Annotated in this window: 15 protein-coding genes and 6 tRNA genes; 14 read left to right on the top strand and 7 right to left on the bottom strand. The window is 42.9% G+C overall.

The window, feature by feature from the left end; genetic code table 11:
* Positions 1 to 149 precede the first annotated feature (149 nt).
* On the bottom strand, positions 150 to 518 hold the full coding sequence (locus DWV53_RS13915; RefSeq protein WP_233400745.1) for a hypothetical protein: 369 nt from the start codon (positions 516 to 518) through the stop codon (positions 150 to 152).
* A gap of 186 nt (positions 519 to 704) precedes the next feature.
* Here DWV53_RS13915 and DWV53_RS13910 point away from each other — a divergent pair, with 186 nt between their 5' ends.
* Together DWV53_RS13910 and glgP are read left to right on the top strand one after the other, a co-directional pair.
* Complete coding sequence (locus tag DWV53_RS13910; RefSeq protein WP_118155048.1) at positions 705 to 2,366, top strand: glycogen/starch synthase; 1,662 nt, start codon at positions 705 to 707, stop codon at positions 2,364 to 2,366.
* Between the two features lie 105 nt (positions 2,367 to 2,471).
* A complete protein-coding gene (glgP, locus tag DWV53_RS13905) occupies positions 2,472 to 5,030 on the top strand; it encodes an alpha-glucan family phosphorylase (protein ID WP_118155045.1) in 2,559 nt (852 codons plus the stop codon).
* Between the two features lie 256 nt (positions 5,031 to 5,286).
* On the opposite strand, the gene DWV53_RS13900 is transcribed toward glgP, so the two are convergent.
* Together DWV53_RS13900 and DWV53_RS13895 are read right to left on the bottom strand one after the other, a co-directional pair.
* Positions 5,287 to 6,225, bottom strand: coding sequence for a ribose-phosphate pyrophosphokinase (locus DWV53_RS13900; RefSeq protein ID WP_006849494.1), 939 nt, complete (start codon positions 6,223 to 6,225; stop codon positions 5,287 to 5,289).
* A gap of 83 nt (positions 6,226 to 6,308) precedes the next feature.
* Complete coding sequence (locus DWV53_RS13895; RefSeq protein WP_118155042.1) at positions 6,309 to 6,917, bottom strand: thiamine phosphate synthase; 609 nt, start codon at positions 6,915 to 6,917, stop codon at positions 6,309 to 6,311.
* 108 nt (positions 6,918 to 7,025) lie between these two features.
* Between DWV53_RS13895 and nspC the strand changes: the two genes are divergently transcribed.
* The 12 genes from nspC (at position 7,026) to DWV53_RS13835 (ending at position 13,171) form a co-directional block, all read left to right on the top strand.
* Entirely contained in the window at positions 7,026 to 8,201 is a 1,176-nt protein-coding gene (gene nspC / locus DWV53_RS13890; protein WP_118155039.1) for a carboxynorspermidine decarboxylase, read from the top strand.
* 202 nt (positions 8,202 to 8,403) lie between these two features.
* Positions 8,404 to 8,476 (top strand) — tRNA-Gly (locus DWV53_RS13885).
* 59 nt (positions 8,477 to 8,535) lie between these two features.
* A tRNA-Leu gene (locus tag DWV53_RS13880) sits at positions 8,536 to 8,619 on the top strand.
* Between the two features lie 20 nt (positions 8,620 to 8,639).
* Positions 8,640 to 8,712, top strand: a tRNA-Gly gene (locus tag DWV53_RS13875).
* 42 nt (positions 8,713 to 8,754) lie between these two features.
* Positions 8,755 to 8,836: transfer RNA gene (locus DWV53_RS13870), tRNA-Leu, on the top strand.
* A 24-nt stretch (positions 8,837 to 8,860) separates the two neighbouring features.
* A tRNA-Leu gene (locus tag DWV53_RS13865) sits at positions 8,861 to 8,944 on the top strand.
* A gap of 21 nt (positions 8,945 to 8,965) precedes the next feature.
* A tRNA-Gly gene (locus DWV53_RS13860) sits at positions 8,966 to 9,038 on the top strand.
* 32 nt (positions 9,039 to 9,070) lie between these two features.
* Positions 9,071 to 9,607 (top strand): hypothetical protein, encoded by a 537-nt coding sequence (locus DWV53_RS13855; protein WP_118155036.1) that lies wholly within the window; start codon positions 9,071 to 9,073, stop codon positions 9,605 to 9,607.
* Between the two features lie 29 nt (positions 9,608 to 9,636).
* Complete coding sequence (locus DWV53_RS13850) at positions 9,637 to 9,984, top strand: single-stranded DNA-binding protein (RefSeq protein ID WP_022120694.1); 348 nt, start codon at positions 9,637 to 9,639, stop codon at positions 9,982 to 9,984.
* Between the two features lie 61 nt (positions 9,985 to 10,045).
* Complete coding sequence (gene gldE / locus DWV53_RS13845) at positions 10,046 to 11,353, top strand: gliding motility-associated protein GldE (protein ID WP_181992512.1); 1,308 nt, start codon at positions 10,046 to 10,048, stop codon at positions 11,351 to 11,353.
* A 35-nt stretch (positions 11,354 to 11,388) separates the two neighbouring features.
* Positions 11,389 to 12,024, top strand: a complete 636-nt coding sequence (locus DWV53_RS13840) for a 4'-phosphopantetheinyl transferase family protein (RefSeq protein WP_118155030.1) — start codon at positions 11,389 to 11,391, stop codon at positions 12,022 to 12,024.
* Positions 12,011 to 13,171, top strand: a complete 1,161-nt coding sequence (locus tag DWV53_RS13835; protein ID WP_118155027.1) for an esterase-like activity of phytase family protein — start codon at positions 12,011 to 12,013, stop codon at positions 13,169 to 13,171. Before DWV53_RS13840 ends, DWV53_RS13835 begins: the two co-directional genes overlap by 14 nt.
* Positions 13,172 to 13,176: 5 nt before the next feature.
* Here the strand turns inward: DWV53_RS13835 and DWV53_RS13830 are convergent, their stop codons facing one another.
* The 4 genes from DWV53_RS13830 to DWV53_RS13810 form a co-directional block, all read right to left on the bottom strand.
* The gene (locus DWV53_RS13830; RefSeq protein WP_118155024.1) at positions 13,177 to 13,914 is read right to left on the bottom strand and encodes an SDR family NAD(P)-dependent oxidoreductase; all 738 of its coding nucleotides are present in this window, start codon (positions 13,912 to 13,914) and stop codon (positions 13,177 to 13,179) included.
* A 64-nt stretch (positions 13,915 to 13,978) separates the two neighbouring features.
* Entirely contained in the window at positions 13,979 to 14,824 is an 846-nt protein-coding gene (locus tag DWV53_RS13825; protein ID WP_118155021.1) for an N-acetylmuramic acid 6-phosphate etherase, read from the bottom strand.
* A gap of 117 nt (positions 14,825 to 14,941) precedes the next feature.
* Positions 14,942 to 15,547, bottom strand: coding sequence for an HU family DNA-binding protein (locus DWV53_RS13820; protein ID WP_118155018.1), 606 nt, complete (start codon positions 15,545 to 15,547; stop codon positions 14,942 to 14,944).
* A gap of 350 nt (positions 15,548 to 15,897) precedes the next feature.
* On the bottom strand, positions 15,898 to 16,209 hold the full coding sequence (locus DWV53_RS13810) for a nucleotidyltransferase domain-containing protein (protein ID WP_118155051.1): 312 nt from the start codon (positions 16,207 to 16,209) through the stop codon (positions 15,898 to 15,900).
* Positions 16,210 to 16,917: the final 708 nt, after the last annotated feature.

Here is a 16,917-nt window from a genome sequence, read left to right as displayed (position 1 = left end):
AAGAGCCTCAGATTTCGAAAGATTTCTGAGGCTTTTTTGTTCAATAACACTGGCTATTTAGTATAATAACCCTTGCTATATAATATAATAACCCCTCGCTATTTACCATAATAGCGAGGGGCATTTCTGCGATATTCTGAGTGTTTTGTCTACTGCTTGGTGAATTTCAGTTTTTTAGGAATCTTCACCCATTTCCGGTTTCGGGCAATTTTCAGGTTACTTCCTTCTTTCTGCTGCAACTCGTAACTACCATCGGGCAAGGCTATGAGGTCGGCAGTAAGATCTTCGCTCCCGTAATCATTGATAATGGATAGATGAGCGGTCTTTCCTTCTATGTCAGCATCTGTAATCAGCCATTTGCGACTATCACGTCTGTCACCGAAATATCCGGGCATTTCACCGAACAGTTCCTGTCCTGGAACCTTGAGGTTCTTATGGTAGAAGTCTATATTCATATAGACATCATACTCTTTGTTTGTAATCTTCCCCTTGAATAGGGTGCTGTCTGTTTGTGCCATACTAGATATACTAATTAGGCATAATAATGTTGCTAAAATCTTTCTTTTCATCTCATTTTTCAATTAACTGCGACAAAGTTATTCATTTAAATCAAGAAAACTGCATTTTTTTTAGGATTTTAATAAGATTAATTCGTTTTTTTGCAAATATTTATCTATCTTTGCGGTGTTTATTGATAATTATATATGGAAAAGAAAAGATTATTTCCAGATTACATATTTGAGTCTAGTTGGGAAGTGTGTAATAAAGTTGGTGGTATCTACACCGTTCTTTCAACACGAGCTAAGACTCTTACGGAAAGGTTAAAGGATCAACTAATCTTCATTGGTCCTGATTGCTGGGGAGACAAGGTGAATCCTTATTTCTCTCAAGATGATACGCTTTATGCAGCGTGGAAAACAGAAGCTCTGAAAGAGGGTTTAAAGGTTAAAGTAGGTAGATGGAATATACCGGGAGAGCCAGTAGCTGTTTTGGTAGATTTCAATCCTTACTATGCTGTTAAAGACCAGATCTATGGACAACTATGGCAGGACTATCAGGTTGATAGTCTTCATGCTTATGGTGACTATGACGAAGCATCGATGTTCTCTTATGCTGCCGCTCTGGTAGTAGAGAGTTTCTACAAACATGTCGTTGGAAAAGGCAAGAAAGTTATCTATCATGGAAATGAATGGATGACAGGACTTGGTGTGCTCTATGTGAACAAGCATCTTCCTAAGGTGGCTACTGTGTTCACCACGCATGCTACAAGTATCGGTCGTAGTATTGCCGGTAATAATAAGCCTCTTTATGATTATCTTTTTGCCTATAATGGTGATCAGATGGCGCAGGAACTCAATATGCAAAGCAAGCATTCTATAGAAAAGCAGACTGCTAAGTATGTTGATTGTTTCACAACAGTGAGTGATATTACTGCCAACGAGTGCAAGGAATTGCTCGATAAACCGGTAGATTTCGTTTTGCCTAATGGATTTGACAATAGTTTTGTACCTAAAGCAAGTACCTTTACAAAGAAACGTAAGGAGGCAAGAAAGCGTTTGCTCGATGTAGCCAATGCTTTGATGGGTACAGATTTGAATGATGATACGCTCATCGTTTCTACCAGCGGACGCTACGAGTTCCGCAACAAGGGTATCGATGTTTATATTGAGGCTATGAACCGCTTGCTTCGTGACAACAATTTGAAGAAGAATGTATTGGCATTCATTGACGTACCTGGTTGGGTAGGAGATCCACGTCAGGATCTGTTGGAGCGTCTGAATAGCGGTAAGAAGTTTGATACGCCATTGGAGGTTCCGGAGATTACCCATTGGTTGCATAATATGAGTCATGATAATGTATTGGGTATGCTGAAGTACTTCAACATGCATAATAATAAGGAAGACAAGGTGAAACTGATATTCTTACCTTGCTACTTGACAGGCGATGATGGCATTATCAACAAGAGCTATTATGATGTAGTGTTGGGTAATGACCTCTGTATCTATCCTTCTTATTATGAGCCATGGGGATATACTCCATTGGAGGCTGTTGCGTTCAAGGTGCCTTGTATCACCACCGATTTGGCTGGCTTCGGTCTTTGGGCTAACTCAGAGAAGGGAAGTTACAGTGAGATAGAGGATGGTGTGAAGGTTATCAAGCGTACCGACTATAATTATTCTGAGGTAGCTGATGCTATCAAGGATACCGTAGCTAAGTACTCGGGATTCACCAAGACACAGGTGAACAAGTGTCGTAAAAATGCTGAGATTCTTTCAGAAAAAGCATTGTGGAAACACTTTATCGAGTATTACTATGATGCTTATGATTTTGCCCTGCGCAAGGCTGAAGTTCGTATGAAGAAATAATAATCTCTCTCTCTTGATGGCGTAAGCCATAAAACAAATATTTGGATTCTGCAAGAATCGCTATGTTTGCAAGATAGAAAATATACATCTTAAAAATAAAACACAATGAAAATTAAGGCAGACTATGCTAATGCTCCTCAATGGAAGGAGACAACCATTAAATCAAGCCTTCCTAAGGAGTTAAAGTGCTTGGATGAGATTGCTCACAATATGTGGTGGGCATGGAATTATGAAGGTCGTGACTTGTTCAAGAGCCTCGATGCTGATTTGTACGAGAAGTGCAATGCTAACCCTGTATTGCTCTTGGAGCGTTTGAGCTACGACCGCAAGGAGGCTATTGTTAAGGACAAGGAGACAATGGCTAAGGTTAAGAACGTCTATAAGATGTTCCGCGAGTACATGGATGTGAAACCTAATGCTAAGCGCCCATCTGTAGCTTACTTCTGCATGGAGTATGGTATTAACCAGGTGGTTAAAATCTACTCTGGTGGTCTTGGTATGCTTGCTGGTGACTACTTGAAGGAGGCTTCTGACAGCAACGTGGATATGTGTGCTGTTGGTTTCCTCTACAGATATGGTTATTTCAAGCAGTCTTTGAGTATGGATGGTCAGCAGATTGCTAACTATGATGCTCAGAACTTCAACTCTCTCCCTATCGAGCGAGTATATGATGAGAATGGTAACCCATTGGTAGTTGATGTACCTTACACAAACTATCAGGTACATGCATACGTATGGCAGATGAATGTAGGTCGTATCAAGTTGTATCTCCTGGATACAGATAATGATATGAACTCAGAGTTCGACCGTCCTATCACTCACTCTCTCTATGGTGGTGACTGGGAGAACCGTTTGAAGCAGGAGATTCTGCTCGGTATCGGTGGTATGCTCGCATTGAAGAAGATGGGTATCAAGAAGGATATCTATCACTGCAACGAGGGTCATGCTGCTCTCTGCAACTTGCAGCGTCTCTGCGACTATATCGAGGAGGATGGCTTGAACTTCAACCAGGCACTCGAGTTGGTTCGCGCTTCTTCTCTCTATACTGTTCATACTCCAGTGCCAGCTGGTCATGACTACTTTGACGAGGCTCTCTTCGGCAAGTACATGGGTGGCTATCCACAGCGTCTTGGTATCTCTTGGGATGAGTTCATCGGTATGGGTCGTGAAAATGCAGATGATCACAACGAGCGTTTCTGCCTCTCTACATTCGCATGCAACACTTGCCAGGAGGTTAATGGTGTAAGTAAACTTCACGGTTGGGTAAGCCAGCAGATGTTCGCTAATATCTGGAAGGGTTACTTCCCAGAGGAAAACCACGTAGGTTATGTAACCAATGGTGTTCACTTCCCAACTTGGACAGCAACAGAGTGGCGTAAGCTCTACGATACATATTTCGACAAGAACTTCATGAACGACCAGAGCAACGAGGAAATCTGGCATGCCATCTACAATGTTTCAGATGCAGAAATCTGGAATACCCGTATGGCATTGAAGAAGAAGCTCGTAGCTTATATCCGTGAGAAGTTCACCCAGACATGGTTGAAGAACCAGGGTGATCCTGCTCGTGTAGTATCTTTGCTCGAGCGTATCAACCCTAACGCTTTGATGATTGGTTTCTGCCGTCGTTTCGCTACATACAAGCGTGCTCACCTGCTCTTCACCGACTTGGATCGCTTGTCTAAGATCGTTAACGATCCTGAGCACCCAGTATTGTTCTTCTTCTCAGGTAAGGCTCACCCAGCTGATGGCGCTGGTCAGGGCTTGATCAAGAAGATTTTCGAGATCAGTCAGCGTCCTGAGTTCCTCGGCAAGATTATCTTCCTCGAGGACTACGATATGATTTTGGCTCGCCGTCTGGTTTCAGGTGTTGATATCTGGATGAATACTCCTACACGTCCATTGGAGGCTTCTGGTACATCTGGCGAGAAGGCTGAGATGAATGGTGTTGTCAACCTCTCTGTACTTGATGGTTGGTGGGTAGAAGGTTACCGCGAGGGTGCTGGTTGGGCTCTTCCTGAGAAGCGTACATACCAGAACCAGGGTTACCAGGATCAGCTTGATGCTGCTACTATCTACAACCTCTTGGAGAACGACATCATCCCTATGTATTACAACAAGAATAAGGAAGGCTTCAGCAAGGAGTGGATCCAGGTAGTAAAGAACTCTATTGCTACTATCGCTCCTCACTATACAATGAAGCGCCAGTTGGATGACTACTATGATAAGTTCTACAATAAGCAGGCTGCCCGCTTCAAGAAGTTGAGCGCTAACGACAATGCACTTGCTAAGGAGATTGCACTCTGGAAGGAGAGCGTTGCAGAGCGTTGGGATGGTATCCACGTCGTATCTAAGGACGACTGCATGCTGATGTCTGCTGAGACTGGTCAGAAGATCAAGGTTCAGTATGTTATCGATGAGCAGGGCTTGAACGATGCTGTTGGCTTGGAGCTTGTTGTATTGAAGGAGCAGCCAGAGGATGGCAAGCAGATTTATGCTGTTTATCCATTCAAGATGGTTGGTCACGAGGGTAACAACTTTACATTCGAGGCTGAGATTGAGCCAATCAATGCTGGTTCATTCAAGACAGGCGTACGTATGTATCCTAAGAATGATAAGTTGCCACACCGTCAGGACTTCTGCTACGTGAAGTGGTTGAACTAATATAATAGCGACATTGTCACATTATAAATATATGAATCCTGTATCTCTTTTTGGGATACAGGATTTTTTTTGTTTGAAATCGAACAATGAACAGTGTTATTGTAGTTGTGGAAAGTGAATTGTGAAAAGTGAATTGTGAATTGTGAATTGTGAAAAGTGAATGTAGATTAGAAACATGGGAAGAATGGAATCATAAAAAAGGAGTCTTCCTTTTTAAAAAGAAAGACTCCTTGTAAACTTGTATGATGATATTTCCTTATACCAGATACTGGGAAGAGATACTCTCGTTATCCTCAACACGGCGAATGGTTTCTGCAAACATATCTGCAATAGAAATCTGCTTAACCTTTGCGCAACGCTTGGTGTAAGGGATAGAATCAGTGAATACTATCTCCTCAAGAGCTGAATCCTGAACACGCTCAGATGCAGGACCACTCATCACGCAGTGAGATGCACATGCACGAACAGTCTTTGCACCAGCCTGCTTCATGATGTCGGCAGCCTTCGTGATAGTACCGGCTGTATCGACCATATCATCAATGATGACAACATTCTTGTCTTTTACATCACCGATAATCTGCATGCTTGCTACTACATTGGCGCGAGCACGGGTCTTGTTGCAGAGCACGAGAGGGCAGCCGAAGTACTTAGCATAAGTGTTGGCACGCTTAGAACCACCAACGTCTGGAGAAGCAATGACCATATCCTTGAGGCGTAAGCTCTGCAGGTATGGCAAAATAACGCCAGATGCATAGAGGTGATCTACAGGAACATCAAAGAAGCCCTGAATCTGGTCGGCATGGAGATCCATGGTGATGAGACGGTCGATACCGGCAACGCTGAGCAAGTCGGCTACCAGTTTAGCGCCGATGCTGACACGTGGTTTGTCTTTGCGATCCTGACGGGCCCATCCGAAGTAAGGAACAACAGCAATAATATTGCGGGCAGAAGCACGCTTTGCTGCGTCAATCATCAGGAGCAACTCCATCAAGTTGTCTGAATTAGGGAATGTGCTCTGTACGAGGAAAACATCGCGTCCGCGGATAGACTCCTCGAAAGATACGCCAAATTCACCATCAGAGAACTTGGTTACAACCAAATTACCCAGTGGGCAACCTAAACTAGCGCAGATTTTTTCTGCAAGGTATCTCGAGTTAGTACCAGAGAATACCAAAAAAGAGTTTTTGTCACTCATTTCTATTAGTGTTTATGTGTATTAATAGTTATTTTTATCTATTTTCATGTAGGGGGATGAATATTTTTTCGGGAACCTCAGTATTAGCTAATAGCCTTTCTCAATTTCTCGAAGTGAAGAATCAGCTCTTTGAAATCGCGCTCGTTGTGAATGTCGAAACGGTTCCAGAGATCTCCACAGATTACTACTCCTCCAAATCCGAGTTCCTTGGCAATCTTGAGATTTTCCAGACTCATGCCTCCCAAGGCGTATACCTTCTTGTCTATGAGTCCTGCCTTGGCTGCATTCTCAAGCTGCAGCAGATTGAAGGAAGACTTTTCATCTTTAAACTCAATACAGTCGAAGATGTTTTTCAGAAACACATAGTTTGATTTCTTCTTCATCTCTTTCAGCATCGAGAGATCTGTGCAGGTGCGACTGAACTTGCCTTTGTATCCATCCGGTACCGGTGCTAGCGGATCGTCTATATGGATTCCTGCTAAATCATACTCCTGTTTGAGGTAATAATGATCATGAACAGTAATCTTGCGAAGATAGTCTTCAGGCAGTAACGTGAGCAGTCGCTCAGCATACATTGGTGACGAACCTGGCTTGAAAAGATGCAGGTTGTCCATGCCCTCGTCGAACAGCGAGGATAGTATTTTATCTTCTTCCACAAAGAATGTGGACTTGGTCATTATTGCTAATTTCATCGTCAAAATGATTTTTATGATGCAAAAGTATTAAAAAAAACGCAAACTAGCAATTATATTCAGGATAAAAAGCTATCTTTGCACCATAAAATTAATATTTATCAAGTTATGCAAGTAAATTTAGCGAATTTTAATGAGATTCATCGACCAATTTACGTTTTAGAGGAAGAACGTTTGCGACACAATCTGTCGTTCATCAGAAGTGTGGCTGAGCGTGCCGATATGGAAATTATTCTAGCTTTTAAGGCTTATGCTCTTTGGAAGACATTTCCGATTTTCAGAGAGTATATTTCTTCGACCACGGCCAGCTCTCTTAGCGAGGCAAAGCTGGCGTATCATGAATTTGGCAGTAAGGCGCATACTTTTTCGCCGGCTTATACCGATTATGAGATTGATGAGATAGCTCAATGCTCAAGTCATCTTACTTTCAACTCGCTTACGCAATATGAGCGATATCATGAACGGGCTCGTAGGGCAAATTCTGACATCAGACTGGGATTGAGAGTAAATCCGGAATATTCTGAAGTCGGAACATTGCTGTATAATCCGTGTGCACCTGGAACCCGATTCGGTGTATCGGCAGATAAATTGCCTCAAACTTTGCCTTCAGATATAGAAGGATTCCATTGTCATTGTCACTGCGAGAGTGGGGCGGATGTCTTTGAACGTACGTTAGCTCATATCGAAGAGAAATTCTCTCCTTGGTTTCCGCAGCTGAAATGGATCAATTTCGGTGGAGGTCATCTGATGACCAGGAAGGATTATGATGTGGAACACCTTATTAATATAATAAAGGGATTTCATCAGCGTTATCCTCATCTTAAAATTATCATGGAACCTGGTAGTGCCTTTGGGTGGCAGACCGGGCCGCTTGTAACTCAAGTAGTAGATGTGGTTGAAGATAAAGGTATCAGGACAGCTATCATAAATGCCAGTTTTACCTGTCATATGCCCGACTGTCTGGAGATGCCGTATATGCCAGCTGTCAGAAATGCAGAAACCCTGGAGGTTGATGATCCGACGAAGGCTCCTGAGGGCGCACATATATATAGAATAGGTGGCAACAGTTGTCTGAGTGGAGATTTTATGGGCTTCTGGAAATTTGACCATGAATTGCAAATAGGCGAGAATGTTATTTTCGAAGATATGCTGCATTACACTACGGTAAAGACAAATACCTTTAATGGAATCACTCATCCATCAATAGGAATCGTACATTTAGATGGAAAATTGGAAATTCTAAGAGATTTCAGTTACGAAGATTATCGCAGTAGGATGGATTAGTATAATTTTCATTTTTCCCGATTTTTCTGCCGGATGAGTTTAAAAATCGGCAAAATAAGGCTTAAAATGTGTGTTTTGCTCACTAAAAAGGGCAAAATGCACATTTTTTTTCAAAAAAATCGAAGAAAAGTTTGGTAATTCAGAAAAAAGTAGTACCTTTGCACTCGCATTCAGAGGAATGCTCCTAAGTAATAGGAAAACTGCGGAAATAGCTCAGTTGGTAGAGCACAACCTTGCCAAGATTGGGGTCGCGGGTCCGAGTCCCGTTTTCCGCTCATTTTTTGGAAACAACATCAAGCTTTATCTTGGTTAGATAATTGATGGCAATATACTTGGAGAGGTGGCGGAATTGGTAGACGCGCTACTTTGAGGGGGTAGTGACAATTGTGTCGTGGGAGTTCGAGTCTCCTCCTCTTCACTGGTATTGTTGTCTTACATGCGGAAATAGCTCAGTTGGTAGAGCACAACCTTGCCAAGGTTGGGGTCGCGGGTCCGAGTCCCGTTTTCCGCTCGATTATTTTTTATAATAAACCAAGATAGGTTTAAGTTTAGGGCCCAAGTGGCGGAATTGGTAGACGCGCACGTTTCAGGTGCGTGTGTTTCACAACGTGCAGGTTCGAGTCCTGTCTTGGGCACAATGTTTAAATTAGCTTAGTGTTGGAGAGGTGGCGGAATTGGTAGACGCGCTACTTTGAGGGGGTAGTGACAATTGTGTCGTGGGAGTTCGAGTCTCCTCCTCTTCACATTTATTGTTGTTTTTATAAGCGGAAATAGCTCAGTTGGTAGAGCACAACCTTGCCAAGGTTGGGGTCGCGGGTCCGAGTCCCGTTTTCCGCTCTTTTTTTTGAACTCGAGAAACATACCCATTTATGAATTTATATTTAAGATATTTTGATCAGGAGACATTAGTTACTAGTGTTGATGATGCTATTGATTTTTTAAAGAGTATTCCTGAGATTGAGATGGATGCGGAGCTAGAGGCAGATGTTCGTGAGTATGCCGCTAGCGATTTGACGTATCCAAAAAGATATAAGGTACGCCCACGTGTTTATTTTATTGTGATAAAGACTACGGCGCAAACTATGCAGGATTTTAAGGATAAGAAAGCATTGCGTACTCCTACTCCTGCAGAGAGAATGGAGAATCCTGTTGTTGCCAGTTTGGCTCAAGAGGCTCCAGGCTGGTATGAAGGATCACTTGATTTCAAGCGTGTTGTGATGGTACCGGCTACAGGAAAGTTTGAGTACCGTGATACTCATTTCGTAGCGGATGTTAAAGCTGAATCAGGTTTGGATTGTTACAATCGCATCGTAGATTATCTGCGCGATTGTGTAGATTCACGCAGCCAGTTCCCATCTGCAAAAGGTAAGAATTTCCATTTCCGCTATCTGGGAATGTGGAAATAAAATATTCAGAAATTTAAAAGATTCGTGTCATGAACAAGGTTATGCTAATTGGTAATGTAGGTAAAGATCCTGACATTCATTATTTCGAAGCAGATCAGGCAGTAGCTCAGGTCTCTCTCGCAACTACAGAGAAAGGATATACTTTGCCTAATGGTACCCAAGTGCCAGACCATACAGATTGGCACAATCTTGTTTTTTATCGTGGGCTTGCAAAGGTAGTAGAGAAGTATGTGCATAAGGGTGACCGCCTTTATGTGGAAGGAAGAATCCGCTACCGCTCCTATGATGACAAGCAGGGTAGAAGACAATATATTACAGAAATCTATGTAGATAATATGGAGATGTTGAGTACTCGCCCTGCTACTAAAGAACAATAATTATTAATTTTTAGCTCAGAAATTGGATATATCCACCATAACTGATGCCTTCGGTGATGTGATGCTGATGCAGCCTTCCGCCGGGGTTATTGTAGCTGCTGTACTTGCAGCTATATTGTTAGGCATGTCTGCTTTTGCCAGTGGTTCCGAAATTGCTTTTTTCAGTTTATCACCAACTGATGTTGCGGAACTTGAGGATGAAAAGACTGATGCCGATAAGAAAATACAGATGTTGCGTGATGATTCTGAACGTACGTTGGCTACCATTTTGATAACCAATAATTTTGTGAATGTCACAATCATTATGCTCCTTAATTATGTATTCGCAGGAATCGTAGAGTTTGGTCCTAAAGCTTATTGGCTTCAGTTCCTGATTATTACGGTTATTCTTACTTTCTTGCTTTTGCTTTTTGGTGAGATTATGCCGAAAGTGTATGCCCGCCAGGATCCTCTGAAGTTCTGTCGCCGGTGCGTAGGGGGAATTCTGTTTGCCAGAAAGTTGTTTTGGCCTTTAGAAACGATCTTGTTGAAAAGTGGAATTCTTGCAGAAAAGATTATACAGAAGGAAAATCATGTGCTGAGTGTTGATGACTTGGAACAAGCTCTGGAACTGACAGATAAGAATGATATCAAGGACGAGCAGAGCATGCTGAAGGGTATCATCCGCTTTGGCGATGAAACAGCCAAGGAGGTGATGACCAGCCGACAGAATATTGTTGACCTGGATATCCGTAGTTCTTATCCAGAAGTATTAAAGTGCATTGAAGAGAATAATTACAGTCGTATTCCTGTTTATCAGGATAATACAGATAATATTCGTGGCGTACTGTATATCAAGGACTTATTGCCTCATCTTACGAAGTCTTCCAACTTCCGTTGGCAGAGCCTGATTCGTCCTCCTTACTTTGTTCCTGAAACCAAGAAGATAGATGATCTGCTTCGCGATTTCCAGGACAACAAGGTTCATATCGCCATTGTGGTAGATGAGTTCGGAGGAACATCGGGTATTGTTACTCTCGAAGATATTCTGGAGGAAATTGTAGGTGAGATCAATGATGAATACGATGAGGAGGAGAAGTTCTACTCGAAATTAAATTACAACACCTTTGTTTTTGAAGGTAAAACGCTTCTTTCTGATTTCTGTAAAATCCTGAATGTAGATGACGAAGAGTTCGAGGAGGTTGAGGGTGATGCTGATTCTCTGGCTGGTCTGCTCTTGGAAATCAAAGGCGATTTCCCAAGTATGCACGAGAAGATAGATTATAAGAACTATACTTTCGAGGTTATGCAGATAGAGGAGCGTCGCATCAGCAAGATTAAGGTGACGGTACATCCTTTGAAAGATAACGTGGAGGATTCTTCTAAGTAATCATCAGTATTCATCAATATCAGAATATAAAAAATATGGCAGTTGTCAATATACGAGAAGTTTATCCGGGAGTGAGTCTTGGTTTATGGCAGATGGATGAAACTGTAGAACAGTTGTTCGAGCAGTATCCTCATCTGCAGGCTTACCGCTCTCAGTTGGAAGAGAAATATAAGAACGATGGCAGGAAACTGGAGTTTCTTGCCATTCGTGCATTAATGTATGAGATGCTCAAGACGAATGGGGCTTCCAAGGGCTTGCTTTCTCATGCAGGTGACATTACCCACAACGAGGCTGGCAAGCCATTGTTCCGTGGTTATCATATCAGCGTTTCGCATACCAAGGGTTATGCTGCGCTTATCCTTTCCAAAAATCAGGAAGTGGCGGTGGATATCGAATACTTCAGTGATAGGGTAGAGCGCATCGCATCCAAATTCCTGCGCAAGGATGAGAAGGCGGAAGATCTGGATGCCAAACTGGTGCATTGGTGTGCCAAGGAAACGGTCTTCAAGTTATTCTCTGAAGAAAATCTAATGTTTGAGGATATGCGGGTGAAGCCGTTTGATACGATGGCAGATTGGTCGTGTGATGTGGAGAATCTCAAGAGCGGAAAGATGGCGCATGTAGATTTCGAGTTAACCATGGAGTTTGTTCTGACTTATGCTGCGCTGTAATATCCTGACCATCTTCCTGGCATTCAGTCTGTTGGCTGGAGCACAGGATTGGACAGTAGTGAGAGAGAATCCTCAGAAAGCTTTTCCGAAAACCGTGGCTGCGGGCAACTATAGTGGCATTGCTCATCTGCATGATGATATCTATGCGGTGGTAAGCGACAAGTCGGATAGTGCCCTGTACTTCAACTTCCGGATTCAGGTGAATCCCAAGACCGGCGAATTGGAACAGGTTGAGAACCTTGGGTTTACCGAGAGAACAGATGGAACGCTGAACGACGGAAAGTTTTGGCAGGGGCAGGAGAAAGGCTTTGACCACGAAGCCATCGTGAAGGCTTCTGATTCTACCTTGGTGATAACAAGCGAAGGATATTGCCGTTTAAAGGAGTATCCTGTTCTGCCTACTTCGGCTAATGTTCCCAAGATTAGCTATCCGCAGAACCTTTGGGAGAGCAGATGGCCTTCTTCTGATTTTTATCCAAATTATAATTTTGAGTCTCTGGCTTTTGATTCCGTCCGTCAGTATCTCTGGACGATTCCTGAGAGCACGCTCCGCAAAGACGGACAGCCTGCTACTCCTCAAAACGGATTGGCCAACCAGCTTCGTTTGATGAGGTATGATTGGGGAAAGATAAAGGAAAATCGTAACAAGGAAAATAATGGCAAGGAAGACTGTAGTGAGCACGAGAGTAGCAAGAAAGACTCTCGTTATATGACGATCTATGCCTATCAGATGGATCAACCTTCTACCCATAAGAAAGCAGATATCTATGTGATAGGGGTGAGTGAGCTTTGCGCCTTGCCCGATGGTCAGCTTCTGGTTCTGGAGCGTGAGGTCTTTATCCCGAAGATCAAGCTTGGGGCTTTCTGCAAGTGTAAACTCTATCAGATTAATCCTTTGAATTCTGAGGAGTTTTCTATGAAAGAGAAGTTTTCATCAGATACTCCTTTCTTGAAGAAGAGATTGCTCGCGGAATGGAAAACCGGCTTGTCTCTTTCCAAGCGTTCCTTTGCCAATTACGAAGGTATGTGTCTTGGTCCCAAGCTGGAAGATGGTTCCCAGGTTGTCATCCTGCTGTCTGATTCGCAGGATCAATATGCGGGAGTATTGAAAGACTGGTTCAAGACGATTGTCATCAGAAAGGAATAAAGTTGTTATGTTGTAATCTTCAATCTCGTCCATAACCATCTAGGAATGAGTCGCCAGAGGAAGACGAGGATATCATATCTCCAGTCTATAACCTTAACTTCCTCTCCGTTTTCGATAGCATTCACGATATGTTTCGCCACATCTTCCGGTTTGAGCTGTAGCGGATAGCTGCTGCCTGCGATGAGGTCGGTCTTTACGAAACCTGGTCGGATATCTGTAATGGCGATGGGGAGATGGCGCATCCGTGCCTGCTGCGACAGGCATTCCAGATAATGGTTCTGGAATCGCTTGGTGGCAGAGTAGGCAGGGGCAGCACCGAGACCTTTGGTTCCGGCGATGGAAGTGATGCAGGCAATGCGGGCTTTGGGGTTGCAATGATGATGAGTAGCAAACCAGTTGAATGCCGTATCCACCATTCTTGTGAATCCCAAGCCGTTGGTTTCCAGGGTCTTCAACTCCTTTTCTATATCCAGCGTATTATTCTGCCAGCCAATGCCGGAACTATGGAAATACAAGTCCATGCCTCCCAATTTTTCGATGAGTTCGAGAAGTTGGGCAGGAGCATTGGGAGAAGTCACGTCTATTTGCTGGTAGCAGGTAATGCCGCTCTGCGAAATCAGAGCCTGCAATCTTTCAATTCTTCTTCCGGCAATTCCGACCTGCCATCCTTTTGCAGCAAGCAGTTTTGCCACTTCCATTCCGATGCCCGATGTGGCACCCATTACAATTGCTTTCTTTGCCATATAGTCCTATTATATAAGGTGAAGTCTTGATTTTTATATAAGGTGAAGTTTTGTCTAACTCTATCTAAACATCTAAATCGCTTTTACTCTTCAGCAAGTCTTCCGCCTTCTTCACGCTTCCAGCTTTCAGAATCAGCAGCTTCACTTCCTCATAATCCGTATATTGCGGATTGCGTTCCATGAAGATGCGGCAGGCACGGTCGATGAGTTTATGATTGATAAGCTTGGCGTTCACCATCTTGTTGCCTTCCACCCGTCCTTGTCTTATCTGAAGGGAAGTGCTGATCATATCCAGAATCATCTTCTGCGATGAACCGGCTTTCATGCGGGTACTTCCCGTTACAAATTCCGGTCCCGTGATTACTTCTACGGGATAATCGGCTGCTTGGGCGATGGGAGCGTGGGGATTGTTGACGATGCAACCCGTAGGAATACCTGCCTCCTTGCAATGCTGCAAGATGGAAAGCACGAAGGGGGTTGTTCCGCTGGCAGAGAAACCCAGCACGAAATCATGCTTTGAGATATGTTTATCGCAGAGCTGGTGCCAGCCATTCTCCAGGTCATCTTCTCTGGATTCTCTGGTTTGTGTAAGGCAGCCGATGCCTCCGGGGAAGATGGCTTGTATCTGCGAACCGTCAATGCCATAGGTGTTCTGCACTTCGATGGTATCGAGCGTAGCCAGTCTTCCGCCCGTTCCGCAACCGGCATAGAAGAGTCTTCCGCCCTTCTTCAGCTGCCCTTCGATGGCGGAAATCAGTTGGTTAATGGCAGGCAATGCTTGTTCTATTGCCACAGCCACCTTCTTGTTTTCTGCATTGATATGAGCGGTGAGTTCATCCACGCTCATCTTTTCCAGATGTTCGTAGAGCGAGCTCTGCTCTGTTATTCTCTTTTCTTCTTTATTTGGCATATTACTTTATCTTTAGGGGATAGATTTAATGTAATGAAGCCTAGATGGTCGCGGAGGCTATGGCTTGCAGTCATCTAGAGAGTTCTATCATGATGAGACCTATCATCCGATAGGCTCCTATTCTTCAGCCAGGAAATAAACCGGCGCATTTCGGGAACCTTCTTTTATCAGAAATCCGGATTTTTCCAGTTTCTTCAGCCAGTTGAGTGCTGTCTGTTTACGGATATGAAATTCCGCTTCCAGTACTTTTCTGTTAATGGAACGGTTATGCTTCAGATACTCTCTTATTTTCTCCTTCAATGCATCTTCAGAGAAAGGGTAGGAGCGGGAAGTATATTGTGATTTCTCGAAATGGGTATTATATTTCACCTGTTTCAACAGATCTGCATTGGGGCGAAACTTGATGCCTCTTACGCTTACATATTCAGCTCTCACTTTATTGTCTGGTTTCAGTTCATCCATATCCAGATCTACCGAGAGCGAGAGATAACCTATTTCCGGAATGTTGATACGTTTTCCATCCTGCAGGTCTTCTTCTATGATATCACGCAGTTTCATGAGTACGGACGAAACTTCTCCTTCTCCCAGACAGCTATGTCTGGCGATTCGGCTGATCATCTCCTTGTCAGTCATAGCTGTTTGCTCAAAGATATGGGCGAATCGGCGAGTCTCTTCATTTCCTCCTGCATTGGGAAGATAATGGATTTCATATTTAATAGCCATCGTATTCTTCTTTCTGTTTAGCGATACAAAGGTAATCTTTTATTCTTAAACTACCAAATAAAAATGGCACTAATATGGATGAGCGGTTTGATTGATACGAATGAGCGGTGCTATTGATGTGGGTTAGAACTGCTTATCAATAGGAATAAGCATCGTAAGAAGCCTTTATAGGTTGTCGGAAGAAGTAGGATAAGTTGTTGGAACAGTAAGTATATGTTGCCGGGAAAGTCACTTCCGTCAGTCGCACAACAGCTGTTGTGCGCTTGCATATCAGCTGTTATGCGCTTGCACAACACGTGTTGTGCGCTTGTAATCCAGCTGTTGTGCAGTAAAATTTGTAACTCCCTTTATCATATTGCAATTCCTTCCTTATTTACGTTATGATTGAATAAGGTATAATGGTTCTCCTCCCATTCTTTTTTGGAGAAAAGTATAGGGTTGATGATTTCATCAATATCCCAGCCTAATTCTCTTAGTGGATAAGAATACTTATCGTAATCTTGAAGCGTAACTTTTGGTTTGTCTAGAAGAATCAATACATCCCAATCACTTCCTTCATGTTCAGTACCTCTAGCGCGGGAACCAAACAAGATGGCTTTTGCATGAGGATCAATCTCATGCAATCTATTGTGCATTGCTTCTATGATTTGTTTCTTCTCCATATCTATCAATATAAATATATATGCTGCAAAAATACGAGTTTTCTTTCTAATCACCAAATTTTAATAATAAAAGAATGCTAAAAGCGGTCTAATATCTTTTTTTAAAAATAAGCGTTTGATGATTTTTTGCTTTCACGCACATGTTAACTCTTTGTGGCATAGTGGTTTGAGGGTGAAAGGAGAATGATGAAGAGAGAAAATAGTTGTTACGTGGAGGAGGATGATTGATAATGATGAGTGGGAGTAGCTGGCAGGTAAAGAAGGACGGAGAATACTCTTCTCGTATCGGTTGACTCAAGCAATCTATATAGCTGACTAGAGTCATTCATATAGCTGACCCGAGTCATCTATATGGATGACCCGAGTCAGCCTATGCTAGATAGTATCTTTTGCTCCTGTTGGAAATATCAGCTCCTCCTATGAGTACTATCGTATTCTCTGCTTATAAACTGCCTTCACCCTAAACTTGTTGATAGATAGCTGTTTAAAAAAAACTGTGAAAGCAAAGATGTAAAGAATATCTTAGTCCTACAAAATGCGTTTGAAAAGACAAGAAAGCAAATAAAAGTAAATATTCTAAGTATCAATGCTTTAAGCGATAATTTGAATTTTCAGATGTTTGCCAAACTCACTCTTAAAAAGACATAAAAGACTGTTTCTTGGTAAACGGCTCCGCGTTTATACCTTGCCCTTTATCGTAAAAGTTCT

Origin of the sequence: Segatella copri (assembly GCF_003465495.1) — a bacterium.
Taxonomy (GTDB): Bacteria; Bacteroidota; Bacteroidia; order Bacteroidales; family Bacteroidaceae; genus Prevotella; species Prevotella copri_G.
The sequence above is the reverse complement of the archived record's forward strand: the minus strand, read 5'-3'. Positions and strand labels throughout refer to the sequence as shown.

Excerpts from the sequence above, each read along its gene's own strand:
- DWV53_RS13895 (WP_118155042.1), bottom strand. The coding sequence starts at position 6,917 with ATGAAATTAGCAATAATGACCAAGTCCACATTCTTTGTGGAAGAAGAT.
- DWV53_RS13835 (WP_118155027.1), top strand. The coding sequence starts at position 12,011 with ATGCTGCGCTGTAATATCCTGACCATCTTCCTGGCATTCAGTCTGTTG.
- DWV53_RS13915 (WP_233400745.1), bottom strand. The coding sequence starts at position 518 with ATGGCACAAACAGACAGCACCCTATTCAAGGGGAAGATTACAAACAAA.
- DWV53_RS13830 (WP_118155024.1), bottom strand. The coding sequence starts at position 13,914 with ATGGCAAAGAAAGCAATTGTAATGGGTGCCACATCGGGCATCGGAATG.
- DWV53_RS13850 (WP_022120694.1), top strand. The coding sequence starts at position 9,637 with ATGAACAAGGTTATGCTAATTGGTAATGTAGGTAAAGATCCTGACATT.
- gldE (WP_181992512.1), top strand. The coding sequence starts at position 10,046 with ATGCTGATGCAGCCTTCCGCCGGGGTTATTGTAGCTGCTGTACTTGCA.
- DWV53_RS13825 (WP_118155021.1), bottom strand. The coding sequence starts at position 14,824 with ATGCCAAATAAAGAAGAAAAGAGAATAACAGAGCAGAGCTCGCTCTAC.
- DWV53_RS13855 (WP_118155036.1), top strand. The coding sequence starts at position 9,071 with ATGAATTTATATTTAAGATATTTTGATCAGGAGACATTAGTTACTAGT.
- DWV53_RS13810 (WP_118155051.1), bottom strand. The coding sequence starts at position 16,209 with ATGGAGAAGAAACAAATCATAGAAGCAATGCACAATAGATTGCATGAG.
- nspC (WP_118155039.1), top strand. The coding sequence starts at position 7,026 with ATGCAAGTAAATTTAGCGAATTTTAATGAGATTCATCGACCAATTTAC.
- glgP (WP_118155045.1), top strand. The coding sequence starts at position 2,472 with ATGAAAATTAAGGCAGACTATGCTAATGCTCCTCAATGGAAGGAGACA.
- DWV53_RS13910 (WP_118155048.1), top strand. The coding sequence starts at position 705 with ATGGAAAAGAAAAGATTATTTCCAGATTACATATTTGAGTCTAGTTGG.
- DWV53_RS13820 (WP_118155018.1), bottom strand. The coding sequence starts at position 15,547 with ATGGCTATTAAATATGAAATCCATTATCTTCCCAATGCAGGAGGAAAT.
- DWV53_RS13840 (WP_118155030.1), top strand. The coding sequence starts at position 11,389 with ATGGCAGTTGTCAATATACGAGAAGTTTATCCGGGAGTGAGTCTTGGT.
- DWV53_RS13900 (WP_006849494.1), bottom strand. The coding sequence starts at position 6,225 with ATGAGTGACAAAAACTCTTTTTTGGTATTCTCTGGTACTAACTCGAGA.